Genomic DNA, 23339 nt, shown 5'->3' with positions numbered 1-23339 from the left:
AGCCCGCAGCCCGCAGCCGAGGCTATTCCAGCGGCTCGTAGGGCAGTCCCACGTAGTTCTCGGCGATGGTGGTGAGCCCCGCCTCGGAGCCGGTGACATAGTCGAGCTCGGCCTGCTGCATGCGACTGCCGAAGTCTTCCTCCTCGGAGAACTTGTGCAGCATCGAGGTCATCCACCAGGAGAAGCGTTCAGCCTTCCAGATGCGCTTGAGGCAGGTCTCGGAATAGCGCGGGATCAAGTCGGTGCGCCCTTCCCAGTAGACCTTGACCAGCAACCGATAGAGGGTATTCACGTCGCTGGCCGCCAGGTTGAGTCCCTTGGCCCCGGTGGGCGGCACGATGTGGGCGGCATCGCCCACCAGGAAGAGCCGGCCGTATTGCATGGGCTCGACCACGAAGCTGCGCAGCGGCGCGATGCTCTTCTCCAGCGACGGGCCGGTGACCAGCTGGGCCGCGGTCTCCTCGGGCAAACGGCGCTTGATCTCTTCCCAGAAGCGCTCGTCCGACCAGTCCTCGACCTTCTCGTCCAGCGGCACCTGAATGTAGTAGCGGCTGCGGGTCTCGGAGCGCATGCTGCACAGCGCGAAGCCGCGCTCGTGGCGGGCATAGATCAGCTCGTCGGCGACCGGCGGGGTGTCGGACAGCAACCCCAGCCAGCCGAACGGGTAGACCCGCTCGAATTCCTTGATGCGGTGTTCGGGAATCGAGCGCCGCGACACGCCATGGAAGCCGTCGCAGCCCGCCACGTAGTCGCAGTCCAGGCGATGCGTCTCGCCGTCCTGCTCGAAGGTGACGTAGGGCTTGGCATCGGGGCTGTCACTCTCGAGATCGTGGGGCTGGACGTTGTCGGCCTCGTAGATCGTCGTGCCGCCGCTGGCCTCACGGGCCGCCATCAGGTCGCGCGTCACCTCGGTCTGACCGTAGACCATCACCCGCTTGCCGCCGGTCAGCCCGGCGAGGTCGATGCGCACTCGGCGATTGTCGAAGGCAAGCTCGACCCCGTCGTGGGGCAGGCCCTCGGCATCCATGCGCTCGTCCACGCCGGCCTCGCGCAGCAGGTCGACCATGCCCTGCTCCAGCACGCCGGCACGGATGCGGCTCAGCACGTATTCACCGCTCTTGCGCTCGAGAATGACGTTGTCGATACCCTGACGCTGCAGCAGCTGGCCCAGCAGCAGCCCCGAGGGGCCGGCGCCGATGATCGCGACCTGTGTTTTCATGGCGTGCTCCGTGATGATGCGTTCGCAGTTGATGAGTTGTATTTTTCACTGAAACTGCGACCCGGATAAGGCAATATCCGCATCACGTCTTGGACATTTCCGGCATCCACCACCTACCTTAGTCGTAGCATCCCCGTTCAGGAACCGCCATGGCCGACTCCCTCGTTCCCGTCTTCCAGCTTTACGGCGAGACCCGACAGTGGCCGACGCCCGACCTGCTGCACTGCGAATCGATCCCCGAGCGCAGCCGTCGCCACGACTGGCGCATTCGCCCCCACCGCCATGCCGACCTCTACCATCTGCTGCATCTCTCAGCGGGCGGCGTGAACCTGGAGCTTGAGGGCAGCGAGCGGACCTTCGACGCCCCGCTGCTGATCGTGGTGCCGGCCATGAGCATCCATGGTTTTCATTTCTCGCCGGACACCCAGGGCCATATCGTCACCCTGTCGCGGCCGCTGGCCGAAGGACTACAGCAGCGCCTGGCCGACCAGGCCGGCGTGCTGGCACGATCCGAGGTACATCCGCTGAGCTCGCCGCGTCAGCGGGCACGTATCGCCACCCTGATCGACCAGATCGACGACGAGTATCGGCATCCGGCGCTGGGCCGTAGCCACCTGCTGGAGGCTCTGGTGGAGGCACTGACCGTCGAGGTGGCACGGCTGGCAGAGCCGTTGCCCGGCTACGCCGCGCGCTCGCGCCCTCGTCAGCGGGGCGAGGCCAGGGAACACCTTCAGGCCTACCAGGCCTTGATCGAAGAGCACTGCGCCGAGCAGCCCGGCATCGAGTGGTTCGCCGAACGACTGGGCATGAGCAGCGCCCATCTCAATCTGCTGTCCCGGCGCCTGGCCGGTCGCAGCGCCCTGCAGCTGCTCCACGAACGCCTGCTGCTCGAAGCCAAGCGCCAGCTCACCTATACCAACATGACGGTGGGCGAGGTGGCCGACGGCCTGGGCTTCTCCGAGCCGGCCTACTTCACCCGCTTCTTCAAGCGCCTCACCGGCATGCCGCCCCGCGACTTCCGGCATCAGCACAAGGGCACCGAACAGCCAGAGACGCCGTGATGCGCTTCTCTCTCGCGGACGATATTCGCCTCCGTGCAGGCCCACATTCGTCGAATTGCCGTGCCCGAGTTGAATGCTAATCTCCCTGAGCAAATAACAAACATTAATTCGCATAACGAACCGCATTCGTGAGGAATGCCCTCTGCGGTCCTTCTCTCCCCGGGAGCCCCACACCATGAAAAAACGTCTCTTCTACCTGGCCGTGCTCGGCCTCTCGGCCAGCGCCTCCGGCATGACACTGGCCGATACACAGGTGGTCATGCTCGGCACCGGCACCCCCGTGCCCGACGGTGAACGCGCGGGGGCCGGCGTCGCCGTCATCCACGACGGTGAAGCCTACGTCTTCGATGTCGGGGCGGGCGTCGTCGAACGGGCGACCCAAGCGGCCGAGCGATTCGATATCGAGCCGCTGAGCCCCATCAACATCGATCACCTGTTCCTGACCCACCTGCACAGCGACCATGTGCTGGACTATCCGGAACTGTTGGCCACTTACTGGTGGCGGCGCAGCAATCAGCTCCAGGTCTTCGGCCCGCCGGGCACCCAAGCGATGAGCGAAGGCATCTACACCATGCTGGCCGATGACACCGAAACGCGCCTGAAGGACAAGAGCCCGGTCACCAATCCCGAGGCGGCCCATGCCGCCGTCACCGAGATCAGCGGTCCCGGCACCGTGTACGAGGCTGGCGAGATCCGGATCGACGCCTTCCCGGTGTCGCATGGTGACTGGGACGAGGCCTACGGATACAAGGTCACGACGCCCGACAAGACCATCGTCATCTCCGGCGACACCTCGATCGACGACGAGGTCCAGCGCCAGGCCGAGGGCGCCGATATCCTGATCCATGAGGTGATCAGCCGCCGCGGCTGGGAAGAACTCCCGGAGCAATGGCAGGACTACCATCAGTATGCCCACACCCTGAGCAACGAGCTGGCCGGCCTGGCAAACGCCGCTCGGCCGGACCTGCTGGTGCTCTACCATGTGTTGCACTACGGTGCTCCGATCGAGTCCGCCCTCGAGGAGGTTCAGCAGCAGTACGACGGCGAAGTGGTGCTGGCCGACGACCTCGACGTCTTCCGCTGATCCCCGCTCCCTTCTGCCCATCGCGCTGAAACGACAAGGCCGGCCCTTGGGCCGGCCTTGTCCTGGCCTGTTGCCAGTCCAGGGGAGAGAAACGCTCCCGGCCTACAGCAGAAACAAGCCGGTCAGCGCCGGGAACAGGATCAGCAACGCCAGGCGCACGAAGTCCGAGGCGATGAACGGCGACACCCCGCGGAAGATCTCGCCCAGCGAGACGTGGGGCGCCATCGCCTTGATCACGAACACGTTCATGCCCACCGGCGGGGTGATCAGCCCCAGTTCCACGGTCAGCACCGTGACGATACCGAACCACACCGGGTCGATGCCCAGCGACTGGATGATCGGGAACACCACCGGCACCGTGATCACCAGCATGGCGATGGCGTCCATGAACATGCCCAGCACGAAGTACATCAGCAGGATGCACAGCACGACCACGATCGGCGCCAGGTCCATGCCATACAGGACGTCGCTGATCGAGAACGAGATCCGCGACACCGAGATGAAGTAGCCCAGGGTGTCGGCCCCCACCAGCATGAAGAACACCACCGTCGACAGGGCCAGGGTCTCCTGCACCGCCCGCCACAGCTCGCGCCCGCGCAGGCCCTTGGCCAGGGCGTAGAGCAGGGTGGCGAAGGCGCCGACGCTGGCCCCCTCGGTAGGGGTGAAGATGCCGAAGTAGATGCCCAGGATCATCACCAGGAACACCGCGAAGAACGGCACCAGCCCGGACAGCGAGGCCAGCTTCTCGCGCCACGTGGTCGGCTCGCCGGCCACCGCCAGCGACGGCTTCACGCGCATCACCACGGTCACGGTGAGCGCGTACATCACCAGCCCCATCAGCCCCGGCACCAGCCCGGCCATGAACATGTCGCCCACCGACTGCTCGGTGAGGATGGCGTAGATCAGCAGCGCGATGGACGGCGGGATCATGATCCCCAGGGTGCCGCCGGCGGCCAGCGCTCCAGTGGCCAAGCCGCGGTGGTAGCCGTAGCGCTCCATCTCCGGCAGCGCCACCCGGGTCATGGTGCTGGCAGTGGCCAGGGACGAACCGGAAATCGCCGAGAACACCCCGCACGAGCCCACCGCGGCGATCGCCAGGCCGCCCTTCCAGCCGCCGCAGATCACCCGGGTGGCCTGGAACAGCTTGCCGGCCATGCCGGAGTGGGCCGCCAGCACGCCCATCAGGATGAACATCGGCACCGCACTGAAGCTGTAGTTGGACAGCACCTCCACCGGCACCGTCTTGAGCTGGGAAATCGCCGCGTCCCAGCTGATCACCTGGGCGAAGCCCACCACCCCGACGATCAGCATGGTCAGCGCCACCGGCACGCGCAGGATCATCAGCACCAGCAGCCCGCCGAGGCCAAGCGCCCCGATCATCTCACTCGCCATGGGACACCTCCGCGTCGCGACCGAACAGCGCGCCGAGCAGCGCCTCGATCAGGCTGCGCACCCCGAGCAGCAGGCTCAGGGCCGCGGCCGCGTAGTAGATGGGGCTCATCGGCAGGCGCAGGTCCTGGGTCACCTCGCCGTGGCCCGCAGCGCTCTGCGCCGAGTCGATCAGGCCGAGGAAGAGCACCAGGCCCAGCGCCGCGAAACCCAGCAGGTAGACGCCGTGCAGACGGTTCTTGAGCGCCGGGGCGAGGCCGTGGGAAAAGGCCTCGACCACCACCTGGCTCTTCTCGACGTTGGCCGCCATGGCGGCCAGCAGCGAGCACAGCATCAGGTAGCTGACCAGCTCGACGCTGCCGGTCACCCGCAGCGCGATGGCCCCCTCGGTGAGCCGATACAGGTAGCGGGTGCTGACGTCGGCGATGGTCACCGCCAGCAGGGCGACCAGGGCGACGCCGGCCACCACTCGACAGACGAGGGCCAGCGCGTGGCTGGCCCGTTCCAGATAGGTCGTCATCATGGCTTATTCCTGGGCGGCGCAGGCATCGCTGGCCGCCAGCGCGGCCTCGTAGACCTCACGGCCCGGCAGGCCGCGCTCCTCGAGGCGAGCCAGATAGCCGTCGATGCCGTCCTGGAGCGGTTTCTGCCAGTCGGGATCGTTCAGCGGGTCGTCGATCTCGCGGATGGTATGGCCGGCCTCGATGGCCTCCTGCTTGCCCTCGCGATCGAGCCGATCGAACACCGCCCCGGCGTTCTCGGCCCACTGCATGCCCGAGTTGGCATCGATGACCGCCTGCTGCTCGGGGCTCAGGCGATCGTAGGTGCGCTGGCTCATGGTGGCGACGAAGATCAGGGTGTAGAAGGGCACCTCGGTGTGGTGGCTGACCAGCTCGTTGATGCGGAAGCCCTTGAGCCCCTCCCAGGGAAAGCTCAGGCCATCGATCACGCCGCGCTGCATGGCGGTGTAGATGTCCGGCGCCGGCATGCCGACCGGCGTGGCGCCCATGTTCTCGAGCATCTCGCCGGCCACCGCGGTGGGCCGGCGGATACGCAGGCCATCCAGGTCCGACGGCACCTGGACATCGGTGTCGATGGTGTGGATGCCGCCCGGCCCGGTGGTGAACATGAACAGCGGACGCGTATCCTCATACTCCGCGTCCAGGTGGCCCTCGTCGTAGAGGGTCTGCAGCACGCAGGCACCCTGGGTGGCGTTGTCGGCGACCCCGGGAAGCTCGACGACCTGCGACAGCGGGAAGCGTCCCGCGGTGTAGCCCTGTGCCGTGGCGCCGATATCGGCGATGCCGTTGGCCGCCGCCTCGTAGATGGCATCGGGCTTGGCCAGGGTGCCGGAGGGATACATCTCGACGCGCAGTTCACCGCCGGACTCCTCCTCGACGGTCTCGGCCCAGGCCTCGAAGATGTCCTGGTTGATGCCGGAGGCGCCGGGCCAGAAGTGGGCCATACGCAGGGTGGTGGCGGCCTGGGCGGACGTGGCGGCCAGGCCGGCGATGGATGCCGCCAGCAGGCAAGCGGTGACCTGGGTCTTCATGGGTTCCTCCGAGCGTTCTTGTCTTGGTCGTATGTCACCCGCGGTTCGCATGGTGAACATCTGTTCGTTATAACGAGGAAAGGTAAACCACCCGCCGCCGAGGGGGAAAGCGACTTTGGTCGTAGACGGGATCCAACGGTGCTCGCCGGCGCTCAGCGAGCCTCTCCCTCCAGCACGTCAGCGTAGCGCAACCCCACCAGGGCATGTTCGCGCATCAGCATCTCGGCTCGGGCGCCCTCGCCGTCGCGCAGGGCCTGGAGCACCAGCTCGTGCTGGATCTGCGCCAGCTGCAGCTTGCGAAACTCCCGCGCCAGCGCCCCAGTATCGAGGATGATCGAGTCCGCCGCCGCGAAGGGCAGATGGTTGTTGCGGGCGATCGCATCGCCAATGACCTCGCTGCCGGCCGAGGACACGACCGCTTCGTGAAAGCCCCGATTCAGCTCGCCCCAGTCGACGACATCGTCTTCGACGAGATAGCCCTTGGCGAGCAGATCGCGGCCCTTTTGGATCCAGAACTCCAATTGACCGAGCAGCTCCGAGGAGAGTCCCTGCTCGGCCAGGCGGCGTGCCGCCAGCCCCTCCAGGACGCCGCGCACCTCCACCGCACAGCGCACATCGGTATCGGAGAACTCGCGCACCATGAAGCCGCGCTTGCCGGCCCGCTGCAGCAGTCCCTCCTGCTCCAGGGTGCGAAAAGCCAGGCGGACCGGCGTCCTCGAGACGCCCAGCTGCTCCGCCACCGCGACCTCGCCAAGCCGTTGCCCGGGCGCTAATTCACCGTCGCTGATCAATCGGCGCAGCTGGCTCACCACGCTCTTGCCACTGTTACTCACTTGATTTCCCTACCGTGATCGTTCGATTCATCGCCACAAGACTTTGGATCCAACTAAAGGATGAGTTGACGCCACAAAGCCCAAAAGCCTTAACTTTGGATCCAAAATACAAACATCCTAGACCGGCACCCGAGGAGATCCCATGACCCACCGAGCCCCCTATCCCAAGAATACCTGGTACGTCGCCTGCACCCCCGACGAACTGGAAGACAAGCCGCTGGGCCGTACCATCTGCAATGAACCGATCGTGTTCTTCCGCGGCGAGGAAGGCAAGGTCGCCGCGGTGGAGGACTTCTGCCCCCACCGCGGCGCCCCGCTGTCGCTGGGCTTCGTGCGCGACGGCCAGCTGGTATGCGGCTACCACGGCCTGGAGATGGGCTGCGACGGCAAGTGTTCCAGCATGCCGGGGCAGCGCGTGCGGGGCTTCCCGAGCATCCGCGCCTACCCGGTCGAGGAGCGCCACGGCTTCGTGTGGATCTGGCCGGGCGACCCGGAGCGGGCCGACACCGGGCTGATTCCCGAGCTGCACTGGGCCAACGATCCGGACTGGGCCTACGGCGGCGGGCTATACCACATCCACTGCGACTACCGGCTGATGATCGACAACCTCATGGACCTGACCCATGAGACCTATGTCCACGCCTCCAGCATTGGCCAGCCGGAGATCGAGGAGTCTGCGCCTGCGACCCGCGTCGAGGGCGACGAGGCGATCACCGAACGCCACATGGAGCGCATCCCCGCCCCGCCCTTCTGGCAGGCGGCGCTGCGCGGCAACGGCCTGGCCGACGACGTGCCGGTGGATCGCTGGCAGATCTGCCGCTTCACCCCGCCGAGTCACGTGCTGATCGAAGTGGGCGTGGCCCATGCCGGCCATGGCGGCTACGAGGCACCGGCAGAGGTCAAGGCGGCGAGCATCGTGGTCGATTTCATCACTCCCGAGACCGATACCTCGATCTGGTACTTCTGGGGCATGGCGCGCAACTTCAAGCCGGAGGACCAGGCGCTCACCGACCGCATCCGCGAAGGCCAGGGCCAGATCTTCTCCGAGGACCTGGAGATGCTGGAGTCCCAGCAGCGCAACCTGCTGCGCTACCCCGACCGCCAACTGCTCAAGCTCAACATCGACGGCGGCGGCGTCCAGGCGCGGCGCATCATCGACCGGATCCTCGCCGAGGAAAACGAGGTCTCCGAGAAGGAGGGCGTCTCATGAGCCAGGTTCCCCTGTCGCTGATCGTCGAGGTCAAGGCGCGCCGCGATGAAGCCCGCGACATCGTCACCTTCGAGTTGGCCGATCCCCACGGCCGGCCGCTGCCGGCCTTCGGTGCCGGCGCTCACATCGACGTGCGCGTCCCGTCGCAGGGTCAGGAAAGCCTGGTTCGCCAGTACTCGCTGTGCAATCACCCCGAGGAGCGCGACCGCTACCAGATCGGCGTGCTGCGCGACCCGAACTCGCGGGGCGGCTCCGTGGCCATGCACGACGAGCTCCAGGAGGGCGACCTGATCCAGATAAGCGCGCCCAAGAACCACTTCCCGCTCGAGCCGGCCAAGCGCGTCCTGCTGCTGGCCGGCGGCATCGGCATCACCCCGCTGCTGTGCATGGCCGAACGGCTGGCGCACACCGGCGCCGACTTCGAATTGCACTACTGCACCCGGTCGCCGGAGCGCACGGCCTTCCGCGAGCGCATCGACGCCGCCGGCTTCGCCGACCGGGTGCGCTTCCACTTCGACGACGGCGACGAGGCCCAGAAGCTCGATCTGGCCGGGCTGCTTGCCACCCCGGATCCCGACGCCCGGGTCTATGTCTGTGGCCCCTCCGGCTTCATCGATGCCGTGATGTCGACGGCCAAGGCCCAGGGTTGGCCCGACGACCGACTGCACAGCGAGTACTTCGCCGGCGCCGTGACCGCCAGCGAAGACGATGACAGCTTTGAGGTCAGGCTCGCCAGCAGCGGCGCCAGCTACACCGTGCCCGCCGAAAAGACCGTGCACCAGGTGCTGGCCGAGAACGGCGTCGAGATCATGGTCTCCTGCGAACAGGGCGTTTGCGGCACCTGCCTGACGCGGGTGCTTGAGGGCGAGCCCGACCATCGCGACCTGTTCCTGGAAGACCACGAGCACGCCGCCAACGACCAGTTCACCCCTTGCTGCTCGCGAGCGAAAAGCAAGGTGCTGGTGCTGGACCTCTGATCCCGACCCTCGACTCCCCATAACCACAACGACACGATGAGGATCCCATGCAACTCAAGCCGATCGTGACCGGCCTCGCGCTGGCCTGCACCCTGGCCAGCCAGGCCTCCCTTGCCGAGACCACCACCCTGCGTATCGCCCACGTCTGGCCCGGCGGTTCGCTGATCGACCGCGAACTCTTCCAGGCCTGGGGTTCCAGCGTCGAGGAGGCCTCCCAGGGCCGCCTGGAGGTGGAGGTCTATCCCGGCCAGACCCTGACCAAGTCGGAGCAGACCTATCAGAGCACCGCCAGCGGCATCGCCGACATCGGTGCCTCGGCCCAGGGCTATACCGCCGGACGCTTCCCGCTGACCCAGGTCGTCGAGCTGCCCGGCGTCTCGGCCAGCGCCGCCCAGGGCGCCTGCATCCTGCAGTCGCTCTACGACCAGGGAGCGCTGGACGACGAGTACGCCGACACCCGCCCGCTGTTCCTGTTCACCACCGGGCCGGGCTACCTGCACACCCAGGAACGGGCGATCGAGACGCCCGATGACCTGGCCGGCCTGCGCCTGCGACGCCCCACGCCGCTGGTGGGCGACATGTTCGAGCGCCTCGATGCCCAGGCGGTTGGCATGCCGGCCCCGGACGTCTTCACCGCCATGCAGCGCGGCGTGGTCGACGGGTTGAGCTTCAACTGGGAGGCCATGAAGACCTTCCGGCTCAACGAGCTGGCCGACCATCACACCGAGATCCCGCTCTACGACCTGTCGCTGTTCGCCACCATGAGTCAGCGCAGCTATGAACAGCTGCCTCCGGATCTGCAACGGGTCATCGACGACCATAGCGGGCAGGAGTGGTCACAGCGCGCCGCGGCGGTCTACGACGAACTGATCCGCCAGGGGCGCCAGGAGGCCGTGGCGGCCGGCGACGAGATCCTGGTCATCGACGACGCCCTCGACGACCCCGACTGGGGCCCGGTGCTGCAGGAGACCATCGACCGTTACCTGGGCGAGCACGGCGATCGCGCCGCCGAGGTCTACGAGGACGCCATGGCCCTGAAGGAGCAGTGCCCGGCCTGATTCCCCCTCCCTTTCCTTCCTGAACAACGCGAACGGCGGCCCACGGGCCGCCGTTCGCGTTTTCGTCATCGATCGAGTGGCCGCTGCGTCCGTCGGGGCTGGCCGGTCGTCGTCGCGGATGCGCACCGTCTTCGACAGGCTCCTAGACCAAAGACGTAGGCGGAGAGGGTGACCCGCCGCGAAAGCTGTTGTAATCTCCGAACATAATGTTTAGTACAACAACAGTATCTTAAAACAACATATCTGCCGTGCACGTCGGGAGACCGCTAGGAGCCGTCATGACAGCCTCCACGCTCGAACCATCCGCCGCCCCGTCCTTCACCGAGCCCCGGGTACGACTCGAGGTGCGGGAGGATGGCACCCAGCTGCTGGATTCCGCGATTCCACTGGCCGACGACTACGCCCGCTGCAGCGGCGAATGGCTGGAGCACTGGGCCCACGAGGCCCCGAACCGGGTCTGGCTGGCCGAGCGCGATGGCGAGAGCGGCTGGTGTGAACTCACCTACGGCGAGGCGCATCGTCGGGTGACCGCCATCGCCAGCGCCCTGCTCCGCCGGGAGCTCTCCGCGGCGCGTCCGCTGGTGATCCTCTCGGACAACAGCATCGAGCATGCGCTGCTGATGACCGCAGCCATGCATATCGGCGTGCCCTCCTGCTCGGTCTCGCCGGGCAGTTCGCTGATGTCGAAGGACCACGCCAAGCTCAAGCGTCAGATCGCGCTGCTCGAGCCGGGCATGGTCTACGCCGACCCTATCGAGCCCTTTCGCCCGGCGCTCGAGAACATCGCCGACTGCCACGACGGCGAGCTGGTCGCCGGCGGCCGCAGCCGCGACACCGCAGGCGCCCTGCCCTTCGCCGAACTCGAGGGCGAGCGCGACGAAGCGGCGGTGCAACGCGCCTTCGCGGCCATCACCCCGGACACCATCGCCAAGTTCCTGTTCACCTCGGGCTCGGTGGGCACGCCCAAGGCGGTGCCCAACACCCAGCGCATGCTGTGCTCCAACCAGCGGGCCAAGGCCCTCATCTGGCCGACCCTGGCCGAGCGTCCGCCGGTGCTGCTCGACTGGCTGCCCTGGAGCCACACCTTCGGCGGCAACCACAACTTCAACATCGTGCTGCACTGGGGCGGCACTCTCTATCTGGACGACGGCAAGCCGACCCCGGAGCTGATCGAGAAGACCGCCCGCAATCTCGAGGAGGTCTCGCCGACCCACTACTTCAGCGTGCCGCGTGCCTATGACATGCTGATGCCGCTGCTGCGCGAGGACGCCGCCCTGCGCGAGGCCTTCTTTCGTCGTCTACAGCTGGTGTTCTACGCCGCGGCGGCCCTGCCCGCGCACCTGTGGACCGAGCTCGAGAGCATGGCGCGGCAGACCACCGGCCGCGAGGTGCTGATCGCTTCCTCCTGGGGTTCCACCGAGACCGCGCCAATCTGCACCGACTGCCACTACCCGGCGATCCGCTCCGGGGTAATCGGCGTGCCGGTGCCGGGCACCACCCTCAAGCTGGTGCCCACCGCCGGAAAACTCGAGGTGCGCGTCAAGGGGCCCAACATCTTCACCGGCTACTGGAAGCAGCCCGAGCTGTCGGCCAAGGCCTTCGACGACGAAGGCTTCTACATGATCGGCGACGCGGTGAAGTTCGTGGATGCCGGGCATCCCGAACAGGGCCTGCTGTTCGACGGTCGCGTCAGCGAGGACTTCAAGCTGCTCACCGGCACCTGGGTGCACGTGGGCGCGCTGCGCATGGCCGGCCTCGACGCCCTCAAGCCCATCGCCCTGGACATCGTGGTCGCCGGCCACGACCGCGACGAGATCGGTTTCCTGATCTTTCCGCACCTCGCCGAGTGCCGCCGCCTGTGCCCGGATCTCGACGAGCACGCTCCCGCGGCGCGCGTGCTGTCGCACCCCGCGGTGGTCGAGCGCGTGCGCCAGGGCATGCGGGCCCTGAAGGCCAAGGGCGGCGGCAGCTCCACCTATCCGACCCGCGCCCTGCTGCTCGAGTCGCCGCCCTCCACGGAAGCCGGCGAGATCACCGACAAGGGCTACATCAACCAGCGCCAGGTGTTGACCCGCCGCGCCGATCGGGTCCAGACCCTGTATGCCACCGACACGCCGGCCACGGCCGTCATCACGCTCTGATTCACCACTTTCAACATCGCCGAGGCCCACCATGACCGAGACCCTCGTCAAGACGTCACTGGACGACAGCATCTACACCATCACCCTGGCCCGCCCCGAGAAGCGCAACGCGGTCAGCGATCGCCTGCTCGGCGCCCTGAAAGAGGCGGTGGTCGCCGCGCCGGAAGGCACCCGGGTGATCATCCTCGCCGCCGAGGGCAAGCACTTCTGCGCCGGGCTGGATCTCGCCGAGCACCAGCATCGCGAACCCTTCGGCGTGATGCAGCACTCGCGCGGCTGGCACCGCATCTTCGATCGCCTGCAGAACGGCGGCATCCCGGTGGTCGCCGCCATGCAGGGTGCAGTGATCGGCGGCGGCCTGGAGCTGGCCAGCGCCGCCCACGTGCGCGTCGCCGAGCCGAACACCCTCTATCAGTTGCCCGAGGGACGTCACGGCATCTTCGTCGGCGGCGGGGCTTCGGTGCGGGTCGCCAACATCATCGGCGCCGGTCGCATGTGCGAAATGATGCTCACCGGCCGCCTCATGGACGCCGACGAGGGCCAGCGCCTGGGGCTCTCCCACTACGTGGTCGGCGAGGGCGAGAGCCTGGCCAAGGCTCGCCAGCTGGCCGAGCGGATCGCCGAAAACGCGCCCATGGCCAACTGGGCCATGGTCTCGGCCATTTCGCGCATCGGCGACATGTCCAGCGACGACGGCCTGTTCGTTGAGTCGCTGACCGCCGCCCTGACCCAGACCAGCCCCGAGGTCGCCGAGCGCATCGGGGAATTCCTGACGCGCAAGGACAAGGGCCTGCGCACCTGAGGAAAGGCCGATGGATAGTGACATTCACGACATGAATCAGCGCTTTCCTATCGACGTCGTTTACCGTTTCAGGAGAGAACCATGAAGTGCCAGGACAATACCTTCCTCGTCACCGGCGGGGCCTCCGGCCTCGGCGAAGCCACGGTGCGCGAACTGCACGGCGCCGGCGCCCGAGTGGTGATCGCCGACCTCAACGCCGAGCGCGGCGAGGCCCTGGCGTCCGAGCTGAATGAGAATGGCTCGGGCGAGCGCGCGGCCTTCCAGCGCACCGACGTCACCCGCGAGGCCGACGCCCAGGCCGCGGTGGACCTGGCCGTCTCGCGCTTCGGCGGCCTGCAGGGGCTGATCAACTGCGCCGGCATCGGCGATCCCGCCAAGGTGCTGGGCCGCCAGGGGCCCCAGCCGCTCGAGACCTTCTCGCGGGTGGTGCAGATCAACCTGATCGGCACCTTCAACATGATCCGCCTGGCCACCGCCGCCATGGCCGAGGGCGCACCACAGGCCGACGGCGAGCGCGGGGTGATCATCAACACCGCCTCGGTGGCCGCCTATGACGGTCAGATCGGCCAGGCCGGCTACGCCGCCTCCAAGGGCGGCATCGTGTCAATGACCCTGCCCGTCGCCCGCGAGCTGGCCCGCCACGGCATCCGCGTGATGACCATCGCCCCGGGGCTGTTCATGACGCCGCTGATGGAGACGCTGCCCGAGGAGGTCCAGCAGTCGCTGGCCGCGTCGATCCCCTTCCCCCACCGCCTGGGCCGGCCCGACGAGTTCGCCCGCCTGGCCTGCCAGATCGTCGACAACGCCATGATGAACGGCGAGACGATCCGGCTGGATGGCGCCCTGCGCATGGCCCCGCGCTAGCCATTTGCCTGGCGCCTGACGACGCTTGCCGCTGCTTCAGGCGCCACAGGCAGACGACACCCCCACGGCACTCCGCCCCCCGACATGCTGGCCACCGATGGCGGCCGGGCGGAACGCCTGTGCCATGAACCGGCGCCGCGCCGATGCCGGGCATCTGCTCCATCGGCCAGGAGGACACCACCATGATCGATTACCACGCGCCGCTGCGTGACATGCAGTTCATTCTCGACGAGCTCGCCGGCCTTCCCGACGTGGCCGCGCTGCCCGCCTGCGAGGAGGCTTCCCCCGACCTGGTGGCGGCGATCCTCGAGGAGGCCGGCAAGTTCGCCACCGGCGTGCTGGCCCCGACCAACCGCCAGGGCGACCTGGAAGGCTGCCATATGGAGGGCGAGCGGGTCATCGTGCCCGAAGGCTGGCAGGCCGCCTACGACCAGTTCTGCGAGTCGGGCTGGTTGGGACTGTCGCTGCCGGAGGAATACGGCGGCCAGGGCCTGCCCAAGCTGGTCTCCACCCCGGTGTGGGAGATGTGGTTCTCCAGCAACATGGCCTTCACCATGCTGCCGCAGCTCAACGTCGGCCAGGCCGAGGCGCTGCTGATCGCCGCCAGCGAGGAGCAGAAGGCCACCTGGCTCGAGAAGGTCGTCAGCGGCGAATGGGCCGCCACCATGAACCTCACCGAACCCCAGGCCGGCTCCGACCTGGCCGCCACCCGCATGCGCGCCGAGCCCGATGCCAGCGGCGACTACCGCCTCTTCGGGCAGAAGATCTATATCTCCTACGGCGAGCACGAACTCACCCCCAACATCGTACACCTGGTGCTGGCCCGGCTGCCCGACGCCCCCGAGGGGGTCAAGGGGCTGTCGCTGTTCCTGGTGCCCAAGTACCGCCTGGAGTCAGACGGCACCCCCGGCGAGCACAACGACGTGCGCTGCATCTCCATCGAGCACAAGATGGGCATCCATGGCAGCCCCACCTGTACGCTCAGCTTCGGCGACCACGACGGCGCCGTGGGTCAGCTGGTCGGCGAACCCCACCAGGGCCTCAAGACCATGTTCATCATGATGAACGAGGCCCGCTTCGGGGTCGGCGTGCAGGGCCTGGCGCTGGGCGAGCGCGCCTACCAGGCGGCGCTGGAGCATGCCCGGGAGCGCGTCCAGGGGCGCAACGTGGTCAGCGGCGAGATGGGCCTGCCGATCCTGCACCACCCGGACGTCAAGCGCATGCTGGTGGGCATGCGCGCACGACTGCTGGCCATGCGCACCTTCCTCTACACCGCCGCCGGCTGGTTCGACCTGGCCCGCCACCATCCCGACGCCGAGGTCGCCGACCGGCACCGGCGCTACGTCGACCTGCTGATGCCGGTGGCCAAGGGCTGGTGCACCGAGGTCGGCAACGACCTGTGCGACGAGGCGATCCAGGTATTCGGCGGCATGGGCTTCGTCGAGGAAACGGGCGTCGCACAGCTGTTCCGCGACGCCCGCATCATCACCATCTACGAAGGCACCACCGGCATCCAGGCCAACGACCTGCTGGGCCGCAAGATCCTGCGCGAGAACGGTGAAACGCTGCGCGAGCTGATCGACGACATCCGCGCCTGCGCATGCTCGGTCGGCGAGGATGCCCGCCTCACCGAGCTGGCCGCGAGCCTGGACGAGATGCTCGACACGCTGGCAGACACAGCCGACTGGTTGATCGCCCAAGGCAAGGAGCAGACCGCCGCGCTCTACGGCGGCGCGGTGCCATTACTGCATCTGCTGGGCACCGTTTGCGGCGGCTGGCAGCTGGCCCGGGCCGCCCGGACGGCGCAGCGCCAGCTCGACGCCGGCGAGGGCGACGCCGACTACCTGGCCGGCATCATCGATCTCGCCCGCTTCTACATGGCCAGCGTGGCCCCGGAGGCGGCATCCCACGCCCGGGGCGTGCGCGACGGCGGCAACGTCCTGGCCCAGTTTTCCGAGGCCGGCCTTTAAGTCCTTTCCCCACACAGGAGAAGCCCATGAAAGTCCTCGTCGCGGTCAAACGCGTCATCGACTACAACGTCAAGATCCGGGTCAAGCCGGATCACAGCGACGTCGACCTGACCAACGTCAAGATGGCCCTGAACCCCTTCTGCGAGATCGCCGTGGAAGAAGCGGTGCGGCTCAAGGAGAAAGGGGTGGCGACGCAAGTGGTCGCGGTCACCGTGGGCCCCAAGGCCGCCCAGGAACAGCTGCGCACCGCGCTGGCGCTGGGCGCCGACCGGGCGATCCATGTGGATACGTCGGCGCAGACCGACGAGGCCGTCGAGTCGCTGGCCGCGGCCAAGCTGCTGGCCAAGGTGGTCGAGGAAGAACAGCCGGGGCTGACGATTCTCGGCAAGCAGGCCATCGACAGCGACAACAACCAGGTGGGTCAGATGCTCGCCGCGCTGACCGGCCGCCCCCAGGGTACCTTCGCTTCCGCAGTGGTGGTTGATGGCGGGGCTGATGACAAAAGCCTCAAGGTCACCCGCGAGATCGACGGCGGCCTGCAGACCGTCGCCCTCCAGCTGCCGGCCATCGTCACCACTGACCTGCGCCTCAACGAGCCGCGCTACGCCAAGCTGCCCGACATCATGAAGGCCAAGAAGAAGCCGCTGGACACCAAGACGCCGGACGAGCTGGGCGTGTCGGTTGCCTCCGGGCTCAAGCGTGTGCGCGTCGAACCGCCGGCCGAGCGCCAGGGTGGCGTCAAGGTGGGCTCCGTGGACGAGCTCGTGGACAAACTCAAGAACGAAGCAAAAGTTCTTTGATAACAGTTGCTTTGAAAGGAGCTGATCGGATGAGCATTCTGGTACTCGCGGAGCACCACGACGGCCAGCTGGCCGAGGCCACCGCCCACGTGGTCGCCGCCGCCCGTAAAGTGCAAGAGAGCACCGGGGGCAATATCGACGTTCTCGTGGCCGGCGAGAACGTCGGCGCCATCGCCGAGGCCGCCGCCAGGCTCGATGGCGTGGCCCGGGTGCGCGTGGCCGACGCCGCCGTCTACGCCCACCAGCTGGCCGAGCCGCTGGGTGACCTGCTGGTGGCGCTGGCCGACGACTACTCTCACGTTCTGGCCGCTGCCACCACCACCGGCAAGAACGTGCTGCCGCGGCTCGCCGCGCTCAAGGACGTCAGCCAGATCTCCGAGATCATCGGCGTGGAGAGCGCCAACACCTTCCAGCGGCCGATCTATGCCGGCAACGCCATCGCCACCGTGCAGAGCGAGGACGCGCTGAAGGTGATCACCGTGCGGCCCACCGCCTTCGATGCGGTGGCTGAAGTTGAAACGAAGAGTGCCGGCAGTGCCGCCGTGGAAGCGGTCGAGGCCGGCATCGACAACGCCCTGTCGAGCTTCGTCGACGAGCGGCTCGAGCAGAGCGACCGCCCCGAGCTGGGCGCCGCCAAGATCGTCATCTCCGGCGGCCGCGGCATGGGCAGCGGCGAGAACTTCACGCTGCTCGAGGCCGTCGCCGACAAGCTCGGCGCGGCGATCGGCGCCTCGCGTGCGGCGGTGGACGCCGGCTTCGTGCCCAACGACATGCAGGTCGGCCAGACCGGCAAGATCGTGGCGCCGGAGCTGTACATCGCGGTGGGGATCTCGGGCGCCATCCAGCACCTGGCGGGGATGAAGGACTCCAAGGTGATCGTCGCCATCAACAAGGACGAGGAAGCGCCGATCTTCCAGGTCGCGGACTATGGGCTCGTGGCGGATCTCTTTGAGGCGCTGCCCGAGCTAGAGCAGAAGCTCTAGGTCCAAGGCAAGGCACGACCCCATCGGTCGCGCTCTCGAGAGTCACTGGTCTCTTGGCGGATCTCTTTGAGGCGCTGCCCGAGCTAGAGCAGAAGCTCTAGGTCCAAGGCAAGGCGCGACCCCATCGGTCGCGCTCTCGAGAGTCACTAGCCTCGTGGCGGATCTGTTCGAGGCCCTGCCGGAGCTCGAGAGCAGGCTGTAAGCCACGCCAGAAGGCGCTGACCAGGTGCGGTCAGCGCCTTTTGTATGCCAACCCACGTCGTCACACGTACATCCCGCCGTTGACGTTGAGGGTCTGGCCGTTGACGTAGGAAGCCTCGTCGGAGGCCAGGAAGGCCACCACCGCCGCAACCTCCTCCGGTCGACCGCTGCGGCCCTGGGGAATCCGCGCCAGCAGCTTGTCGCGGACCTTGTCCGGAATCTGCGCGGTCATCTCGCTGTCGATGAACCCCGGCGCCACGGCGTTGATCGCCACGCCCTGACGCGCCAGCTCCTTGCTCAGGCTCTTCACGAAGCCGATCACGCCCGCCTTGGCGGCGGAATAGTTAGCCTGGCCAATATTGCCCTCATTGCCGGACAGCGAGCTGATGCAGACGATGCGCCCAGATTGGCGCTCGATCATGTGCCGAGCGACCTCCTGAGTGCACAGGAACATCGAGGTGAGGTTGACGTCCATCACCGCGTCCCACTGCTCGTCGGTCATCTTGAGGAAGGCGGCGTCGCGGGTGATGCCGGCGTTGTTGACCAGGATATCCAGGCGGCCGAAACGCTCTATCACGCGTCGGATCAACGCCGCCACCTGGGCACGGTCGGCCACGTCGCAGGCAATCGCCAGGCTATCGTGGCCCCGTTCGACCAGCGCCTCGGCCACCCGCTGTGCGGCCTCCCCATCGATGTCCACCACCACGGTGCGCGCCCCCTCGGCGGCCAGACGCTCGACCATGGCGGCGCCCAGGCCACGACCGGCACCGGTCACCACGGCCACGCGTTCGTGCAACTTCATCGCATCATCTCCATTTAGTTGGGTCCCGTGCCCACCATGCTGGAACATTCGAAAATGGCACCAAGCCGACGTCGGCCCCTAAACAAGGGGTCTTCGCATCTTGGCGTGTAATATCATTATGGGAGTGCAAGATCCGGCACCACTGCACGATTGGGAACGCATTCCTAGGCGCCTGACGGCGCCTTCGCGATCTAAAGGTCGCTCCCACGAAGAACACTAAAAAAGAGGCGAATCATCGAGCGCCAGAACGGCCGATGATTCGCCTGACAAGGATCAAAACGCGGAAAAGGAGTTACCCAGAAATCACTGCATCAAAACTTGTACATGGCCATCAGCTCGACTTGCTGGCCGCCCGGGCGCAGCGGCATGGTGAGCGCGTTGCGATCACGCCACTCGATGCCGAGGTCCAGGCCCGGCAGGTAGGTGTAGATCAGGTTGACGTTAGTCACCTGCAGGGTGTCATCCTCCACTGCCGGTGATACCTCATCGGCGGTCACCTGCCCGTAGCGCACGTTGCCACTCAGTCGCTCGGTAAAGCGGTGGCTGACACCGGCAGAAAAGCCTGTGGTGCTGACCAGTTCGCCGTTGGCATCGACTTCACCCTTTCTTGCAATGGTGCCCGGCGATGCCGCGCCGTTATACCCCCAGCCGGCTTGTATGTTATTCCCCTCCCCTGTGTAGCCGCTCAGGGCGACAGAGGTGTCGCCGAAGTTCAGCTTGCCCGCCAGAGAGATCGCGGCACCGAACTCCGAGTCATCCAGCCCGGTTTCGACCTCACGCCCGGTAACGGCCAGGTTGAACGCATGCCCCGCCTGGGTTCGATGGGTGTATGAGGCCACCATGTCCGGAACGTCGGCATCGCTGTAGACCGGGTCCTGGAAGCTGAAACGGAAACCGCCCGTCGTATAATGCAGGACCAGATCGGGGCGAACGACGGCCCCGCTGCCCGCGATGGTGCCGACCCCAGTGCCATAGAAATCCAGAATCCGAACGTCGAACGGCGCCGAGGCATAGAACTGTCCCGTCCATGTCTGGCCAAGCGTCAGGTTGTCGACCTTGACGTAGGCATGGCGCAAGCGCATGGCGTAGCTCGTATCGCTGGTATCGGTGGCATTGTCCCAGAAATCGCCTTCCACGAAGGCCGTGACATCATGCCCCTCGATCTCTCGGTCCACCTTGAAGTTAAGCCGAGACTGACGGGCGGAGCTATCGAAGTACCGGTCTCCACCGTCGGGATCGGTCAAGATGCCCTCGGCCTTGATATAGCCACCGACGCTGAATGTCGTACCGTCGATCTCTGCGACCTCCAGGGCCTGAACCTGGGAAGACATGGAGGCGACGGCCACGGCGAGTGCGAGCTTGTTATTGAATGTCATCGCTGCGTTGCTCCGTATTGTTGTCGTGATGAAAGGCTCGTTTTCCAGAGAGCCATGGAGGGGGAGAGTCCCCTTGGAGAACTGCCGTTCTCTTGTCGTTTTTCTGTGTTGCCCGGCATCTTTCACCGGGCGTGAAGGGCAGCGGTGCGGCCTCAGCCCACCTTGACGACCAGCGCCGCGGCGGAGTCGCCCGCCGCACAGCCGGTCACCAGGGCGTAACCACCACCCTTGAGCGCGGTCTCCTCGATGGCCTCGATCAGCAGCCGCGCCAGGGTCGGCGCCTGGGGGTGCCCATACACCAGCGAGGTGCCGTAGTTGTTGAAGTCGTGGGCATCGATCCCCAACGCCTTGGCCAGGTGCAGGTCATTGGCGATGAAGGGCGAGTGATTCTTGACCGTCTTGATCTGATCGATCGTCAACCCGGCCTGATCGAGCGCCCGCTGAGCGGCGGTGGCAGGTGCCATGGGCATATGTGCCGGCTTGGTGCGGGCGTGCCCGTAGGCCACCACCTGCACCGCCAGCCGGGGATCGGTGCTGAGGTCTCGAGCCCGCTCGCGAGTGGTCACGACGATGCCGGCATTGGCATCGGCCGGATGGGTCTGGGCACCGTAGGTATGAATGCCGTCGGGCTGCACCGTTCGCAGCCTGGCCAGGCCCTCGGCGCTGGTGGCGGTCACCCCTTCGTCTGCCTCGACGAGCTTGGTCTCCTTGCGCGAGACGGGAACCTCCAGCGGGAACATGTAGCGCTTCTGGAAGGCGCGATCGTCGGCCAGGGCCTCGGCGTACTGGGCATAGCGACGCAGCGTCAGCTCGTCGGCCTGCTCGCGGGTGAAGCCGTGCTCGCGGGCCACGTTCTCGGCGGTGGTCAGCATGTCCTTGCCGGTGGCCGGGTCGGCGGCGATGTTGTCCATGTTCCAGTTCTCGGCAATCACCTCGCCGCCCGGACCGTTAGGATTGGGCCAGATGGTGTGGGGGCCGTTGGAAGGACGGTCGGCAAGCAGGCAGTAGGTAGTGGCGAAGCTGCCGCTCTCCACCGCCAGGGCGGCGTTGAACACCGCGGTGGTGGCGGTGGCGCAGGCCTGGGTGATGTTCTGCCCGGGCGCCTGTCCGGCGCCCATCATGGCCGCCGCCCAGGGGGCACCATAGAAGATCGACTTCTGCCCCACCGAGACCCCGAGATAGAGGTAGTCGATGATCGTCGGATCGAGCTCGCGGGACGCGAACCAGCGCTTGCTGGTGGCCGCGCCCAGCTCGATCGAGTTGATGTTGGCCAGGCTGCCCATCCACTTGCAGAAGGGACTGGAGTAATAACCGCCGTAGGGGATATAGGCGTTCTTGAACATGTTCGACTCCTCGATGGGATGAAGGGACTCGCCCCGGGGCTCAGGCGACGGTCAGCCGCTCGCGCAACCCGCCCCACTGGGGCTGAAAGAGCTCATGGGGCATCTCGCGCAGCTCGTCGGCGATGCGTGGCACGAAGTCCATGGCCGCCAGGATGTCGCGCTCGATATCGAGGCCCGGCGCCACTTCGGTGAGGGTGATCTCGCCGTCGATCAGCTCGAACACGCAGCGCTCGGTGACGAACAGCACCGGCTTGCCGACCTCGCGGGCATAGCGCCCGCTGAAGGTGACCTGGTCGACGCGCTGCACAAACTTGCGGCGATGGCCTTCCTGGCGAATGGCCAGCCGGCCGTCCTCGACCATCACCTCGCCGCCGTTGGTGAAAGTGCCGCAGAACACCACCTTGCGGGCGTTCTGGCTGATGTTGATGAAGCCGCCCGGGCCGACCACCTTGTCGCCGAACTTGCTGACGTTGAGGTTGCCCTCGTGGTCGGTCTGGGCCAGGCCGAGGAAGCAAACGTCCAGGCCGCCGCCGTCGTAGAAGTCGAACTGGTAGCCGTGGTCGATGATCGCCTCGGCGTTCCAGGAGGTGGCGAAGTCGCCGCCGCTGGCCGGCACCCCGCCATAGGTGCCGAGCTCGGTGGTCAGGGTCATCAGGTCGCTGACGCCCTCCTCCGCGGCGACGCTCGAGACCCCCTCGGGCATGCCGATGCCGAGGTTGACCATGCCTCCCGGCACCAGCTCCATGGCGGCGCGTCGAGCGATCACCTTGCGCGGACCCAGCGGCATCGGCGCGATGCCGCCGAGCGGCACCTTGAGATCGCCGGAGAGCGCCGGGTTGTAACCGGTGGTCATGGTCTGCATGTGCTGCTCGGGTTCGGCCACCACCACGTAGTCCACCAGGTCGCCCGGCACCTTGACGCGCTGCGGATGCAAGCTGCCCTGCTTCGCCAGGTATTCCACCTGGGCGATGACGATGCCGCCGCTGTTCTTGGCCGCCTGGGCCATCGACAGCTGCTCGAGGAAGATCGCCTCTCGCTCCAGACTCAGGTTGCCGCGCTCGTCGGCGGTAGTGGCGCGGATCACCGCCACGTCCACCGGGAAGGTGCGATAGAGCAGCCACTCCTCGCCCTCGAGCTCGAGGGACTTGACCAGGTCTTCCTCGGCCACCGTATTGGCCTTGCCGCCCTCCAGGCGCGGGTCGACGAAGGTGCCGAGCCCCACCTTGCTGATCACTCCCGGTTTGCCGCCGGCGATGTGTCGCCACAGGTGGGCCATTACGCCCTGGGGCAGCAAGTAGCCCTCGATGAGGTTCTCGCGAATCAGCTCGCCCATGCGCGGCGCCTGGCCGGTGTGGCCGCTGACCAGACGCTTGACCAGGCCGGCATGCCCCAGGTGGTTCATGCCGCGGGTCTTGCCGTCGCCACAGCCGCAGCTATGCGCCACGGTCAGGTCCCGGGGGGCGCCGCTGTCGAGGAAGCGCGTCTCCAGCGCCGTAGCCACCGCCTCGGCGAAGCCGCACAGGCCGGCGGTGGTCCAGGCGACGGTGTCGCCATCCTGGATCAACCCGGCGGCGGTACTGCTGTCGATGATCTTGCTCACTGTCTCGGCCCTCTTCTGCAGGCATACAATGCTGTGATTTGAATATATTGTTTAAATAACAAACATTTTGAGGC

General features: G+C 66.8%; 20 protein-coding genes. 11 read left to right on the top strand and 9 right to left on the bottom strand.

Translation table 11 applies throughout. The annotated features are described in order from the left end of the window. Positions 1-22: 22 nt before the first annotated feature. Positions 23-1219 (bottom strand): 4-hydroxybenzoate 3-monooxygenase, encoded by a 1197-nt coding sequence (pobA, locus tag ACGTN6_RS06480; protein ID WP_394590538.1) that lies wholly within the window; start codon positions 1217-1219, stop codon positions 23-25. Between the two features lie 149 nt (positions 1220-1368). Between pobA and ACGTN6_RS06475 the strand changes: the two genes are divergently transcribed. Then, on the top strand, positions 1369-2280 hold the full coding sequence (locus ACGTN6_RS06475; RefSeq protein WP_394590537.1) for a helix-turn-helix domain-containing protein: 912 nt from the start codon (positions 1369-1371) through the stop codon (positions 2278-2280). Between the two features lie 175 nt (positions 2281-2455). After that, a complete protein-coding gene (locus ACGTN6_RS06470) occupies positions 2456-3364 on the top strand; it encodes an MBL fold metallo-hydrolase (RefSeq protein WP_394590536.1) in 909 nt (302 codons plus the stop codon). A gap of 102 nt (positions 3365-3466) precedes the next feature. Here ACGTN6_RS06470 and ACGTN6_RS06465 read toward each other — a convergent pair whose 3' ends face one another. The 4 genes from ACGTN6_RS06465 to ACGTN6_RS06450 form a co-directional block, all read right to left on the bottom strand. Beyond that, positions 3467-4756 carry a TRAP transporter large permease gene (locus ACGTN6_RS06465; RefSeq protein WP_394590535.1) on the bottom strand — a complete coding sequence of 430 codons (1290 nt, stop codon included), beginning with the start codon at positions 4754-4756 and terminating at the stop codon, positions 3467-3469. After that, positions 4746-5276, bottom strand: coding sequence for a TRAP transporter small permease (locus ACGTN6_RS06460; protein ID WP_394590534.1), 531 nt, complete (start codon positions 5274-5276; stop codon positions 4746-4748). Before ACGTN6_RS06460 ends, ACGTN6_RS06465 begins: the two co-directional genes overlap by 11 nt. A gap of 3 nt (positions 5277-5279) precedes the next feature. Continuing rightward, the gene (locus ACGTN6_RS06455; RefSeq protein WP_394590533.1) at positions 5280-6305 is read right to left on the bottom strand and encodes a TRAP transporter substrate-binding protein; all 1026 of its coding nucleotides are present in this window, start codon (positions 6303-6305) and stop codon (positions 5280-5282) included. Between the two features lie 152 nt (positions 6306-6457). Continuing rightward, positions 6458-7138 carry a GntR family transcriptional regulator gene (locus ACGTN6_RS06450; RefSeq protein ID WP_394590532.1) on the bottom strand — a complete coding sequence of 227 codons (681 nt, stop codon included), beginning with the start codon at positions 7136-7138 and terminating at the stop codon, positions 6458-6460. Between the two features lie 142 nt (positions 7139-7280). On the opposite strand from ACGTN6_RS06450, the gene ACGTN6_RS06445 reads away from it, so the two are divergent. From ACGTN6_RS06445 to ACGTN6_RS06405, 9 genes are all read left to right on the top strand, one after another. Beyond that, positions 7281-8348, top strand: coding sequence for an aromatic ring-hydroxylating dioxygenase subunit alpha (locus ACGTN6_RS06445; RefSeq protein ID WP_394590531.1), 1068 nt, complete (start codon positions 7281-7283; stop codon positions 8346-8348). Beyond that, positions 8345-9325 (top strand): PDR/VanB family oxidoreductase, encoded by a 981-nt coding sequence (locus tag ACGTN6_RS06440; protein WP_394590530.1) that lies wholly within the window; start codon positions 8345-8347, stop codon positions 9323-9325. Before ACGTN6_RS06445 ends, ACGTN6_RS06440 begins: the two co-directional genes overlap by 4 nt. Before the next feature lie 47 nt (positions 9326-9372). After that, the gene (locus ACGTN6_RS06435; RefSeq protein WP_394590529.1) at positions 9373-10383 is read left to right on the top strand and encodes a TRAP transporter substrate-binding protein; all 1011 of its coding nucleotides are present in this window, start codon (positions 9373-9375) and stop codon (positions 10381-10383) included. Positions 10384-10661: 278 nt separating this feature from the next. Further along, entirely contained in the window at positions 10662-12524 is a 1863-nt protein-coding gene (locus ACGTN6_RS06430) for a feruloyl-CoA synthase (protein WP_394590528.1), read from the top strand. Between the two features lie 31 nt (positions 12525-12555). Then, positions 12556-13326, top strand: coding sequence for a crotonase/enoyl-CoA hydratase family protein (locus ACGTN6_RS06425; protein ID WP_394590527.1), 771 nt, complete (start codon positions 12556-12558; stop codon positions 13324-13326). An 81-nt stretch (positions 13327-13407) separates the two neighbouring features. Further along, positions 13408-14190, top strand: a complete 783-nt coding sequence (locus tag ACGTN6_RS06420; protein WP_394590526.1) for a 3-hydroxyacyl-CoA dehydrogenase — start codon at positions 13408-13410, stop codon at positions 14188-14190. A 182-nt stretch (positions 14191-14372) separates the two neighbouring features. Next, positions 14373-16160, top strand: a complete 1788-nt coding sequence (locus ACGTN6_RS06415; protein WP_394590525.1) for an acyl-CoA dehydrogenase — start codon at positions 14373-14375, stop codon at positions 16158-16160. 26 nt (positions 16161-16186) lie between these two features. Further along, a complete protein-coding gene (locus tag ACGTN6_RS06410; RefSeq protein ID WP_394590524.1) occupies positions 16187-16960 on the top strand; it encodes an electron transfer flavoprotein subunit beta/FixA family protein in 774 nt (257 codons plus the stop codon). A gap of 29 nt (positions 16961-16989) precedes the next feature. Next, positions 16990-17943: an electron transfer flavoprotein subunit alpha/FixB family protein gene (locus ACGTN6_RS06405; RefSeq protein ID WP_394590523.1), complete on the top strand. Its 954-nt coding sequence runs from the start codon at positions 16990-16992 to the stop codon at positions 17941-17943. A gap of 262 nt (positions 17944-18205) precedes the next feature. On the opposite strand, the gene fabG is transcribed toward ACGTN6_RS06405, so the two are convergent. From fabG to ACGTN6_RS06385, 4 genes are all read right to left on the bottom strand, one after another. Continuing rightward, positions 18206-18946 (bottom strand): 3-oxoacyl-ACP reductase FabG, encoded by a 741-nt coding sequence (gene fabG / locus ACGTN6_RS06400; RefSeq protein WP_394590522.1) that lies wholly within the window; start codon positions 18944-18946, stop codon positions 18206-18208. A 311-nt stretch (positions 18947-19257) separates the two neighbouring features. Further along, positions 19258-20322, bottom strand: coding sequence for a hypothetical protein (locus ACGTN6_RS06395; protein WP_394590521.1), 1065 nt, complete (start codon positions 20320-20322; stop codon positions 19258-19260). 152 nt (positions 20323-20474) lie between these two features. Then, the gene (locus ACGTN6_RS06390; RefSeq protein WP_394590520.1) at positions 20475-21665 is read right to left on the bottom strand and encodes a thiolase family protein; all 1191 of its coding nucleotides are present in this window, start codon (positions 21663-21665) and stop codon (positions 20475-20477) included. 40 nt (positions 21666-21705) lie between these two features. Further along, entirely contained in the window at positions 21706-23265 is a 1560-nt protein-coding gene (locus ACGTN6_RS06385) for an acyl CoA:acetate/3-ketoacid CoA transferase (RefSeq protein WP_394590519.1), read from the bottom strand. Between the last annotated feature and the right edge of the window lie 74 nt (positions 23266-23339).

It is taken from the genome of Halomonas sp. B23F22_20 (assembly GCF_043496985.1).
Classification (GTDB): Bacteria; Pseudomonadota; Gammaproteobacteria; order Pseudomonadales; family Halomonadaceae; genus Halomonas.
The sequence above is the reverse complement of the archived record's forward strand: the minus strand, read 5'-3'. Positions and strand labels throughout refer to the sequence as shown.

What these genes read in the sequence shown, in the direction of transcription:
- ACGTN6_RS06475 (WP_394590537.1), top strand. Translation starts at nt 1,369, where the DNA reads ATGGCCGACTCCCTCGTTCCCGTCTTCCAGCTTTACGGCGAGACCCGA.
- ACGTN6_RS06430 (WP_394590528.1), top strand. Translation starts at nt 10,662, where the DNA reads ATGACAGCCTCCACGCTCGAACCATCCGCCGCCCCGTCCTTCACCGAG.
- ACGTN6_RS06435 (WP_394590529.1), top strand. Translation starts at nt 9,373, where the DNA reads ATGCAACTCAAGCCGATCGTGACCGGCCTCGCGCTGGCCTGCACCCTG.
- ACGTN6_RS06445 (WP_394590531.1), top strand. Translation starts at nt 7,281, where the DNA reads ATGACCCACCGAGCCCCCTATCCCAAGAATACCTGGTACGTCGCCTGC.
- ACGTN6_RS06420 (WP_394590526.1), top strand. Translation starts at nt 13,408, where the DNA reads ATGAAGTGCCAGGACAATACCTTCCTCGTCACCGGCGGGGCCTCCGGC.
- ACGTN6_RS06405 (WP_394590523.1), top strand. Translation starts at nt 16,990, where the DNA reads ATGAGCATTCTGGTACTCGCGGAGCACCACGACGGCCAGCTGGCCGAG.
- ACGTN6_RS06395 (WP_394590521.1), bottom strand. Translation starts at nt 20,322, where the DNA reads ATGACATTCAATAACAAGCTCGCACTCGCCGTGGCCGTCGCCTCCATG.
- ACGTN6_RS06440 (WP_394590530.1), top strand. Translation starts at nt 8,345, where the DNA reads ATGAGCCAGGTTCCCCTGTCGCTGATCGTCGAGGTCAAGGCGCGCCGC.
- fabG (WP_394590522.1), bottom strand. Translation starts at nt 18,946, where the DNA reads ATGAAGTTGCACGAACGCGTGGCCGTGGTGACCGGTGCCGGTCGTGGC.
- pobA (WP_394590538.1), bottom strand. Translation starts at nt 1,219, where the DNA reads ATGAAAACACAGGTCGCGATCATCGGCGCCGGCCCCTCGGGGCTGCTG.
- ACGTN6_RS06460 (WP_394590534.1), bottom strand. Translation starts at nt 5,276, where the DNA reads ATGATGACGACCTATCTGGAACGGGCCAGCCACGCGCTGGCCCTCGTC.
- ACGTN6_RS06470 (WP_394590536.1), top strand. Translation starts at nt 2,456, where the DNA reads ATGAAAAAACGTCTCTTCTACCTGGCCGTGCTCGGCCTCTCGGCCAGC.
- ACGTN6_RS06455 (WP_394590533.1), bottom strand. Translation starts at nt 6,305, where the DNA reads ATGAAGACCCAGGTCACCGCTTGCCTGCTGGCGGCATCCATCGCCGGC.
- ACGTN6_RS06465 (WP_394590535.1), bottom strand. Translation starts at nt 4,756, where the DNA reads ATGGCGAGTGAGATGATCGGGGCGCTTGGCCTCGGCGGGCTGCTGGTG.
- ACGTN6_RS06390 (WP_394590520.1), bottom strand. Translation starts at nt 21,665, where the DNA reads ATGTTCAAGAACGCCTATATCCCCTACGGCGGTTATTACTCCAGTCCC.
- ACGTN6_RS06410 (WP_394590524.1), top strand. Translation starts at nt 16,187, where the DNA reads ATGAAAGTCCTCGTCGCGGTCAAACGCGTCATCGACTACAACGTCAAG.
- ACGTN6_RS06415 (WP_394590525.1), top strand. Translation starts at nt 14,373, where the DNA reads ATGATCGATTACCACGCGCCGCTGCGTGACATGCAGTTCATTCTCGAC.
- ACGTN6_RS06425 (WP_394590527.1), top strand. Translation starts at nt 12,556, where the DNA reads ATGACCGAGACCCTCGTCAAGACGTCACTGGACGACAGCATCTACACC.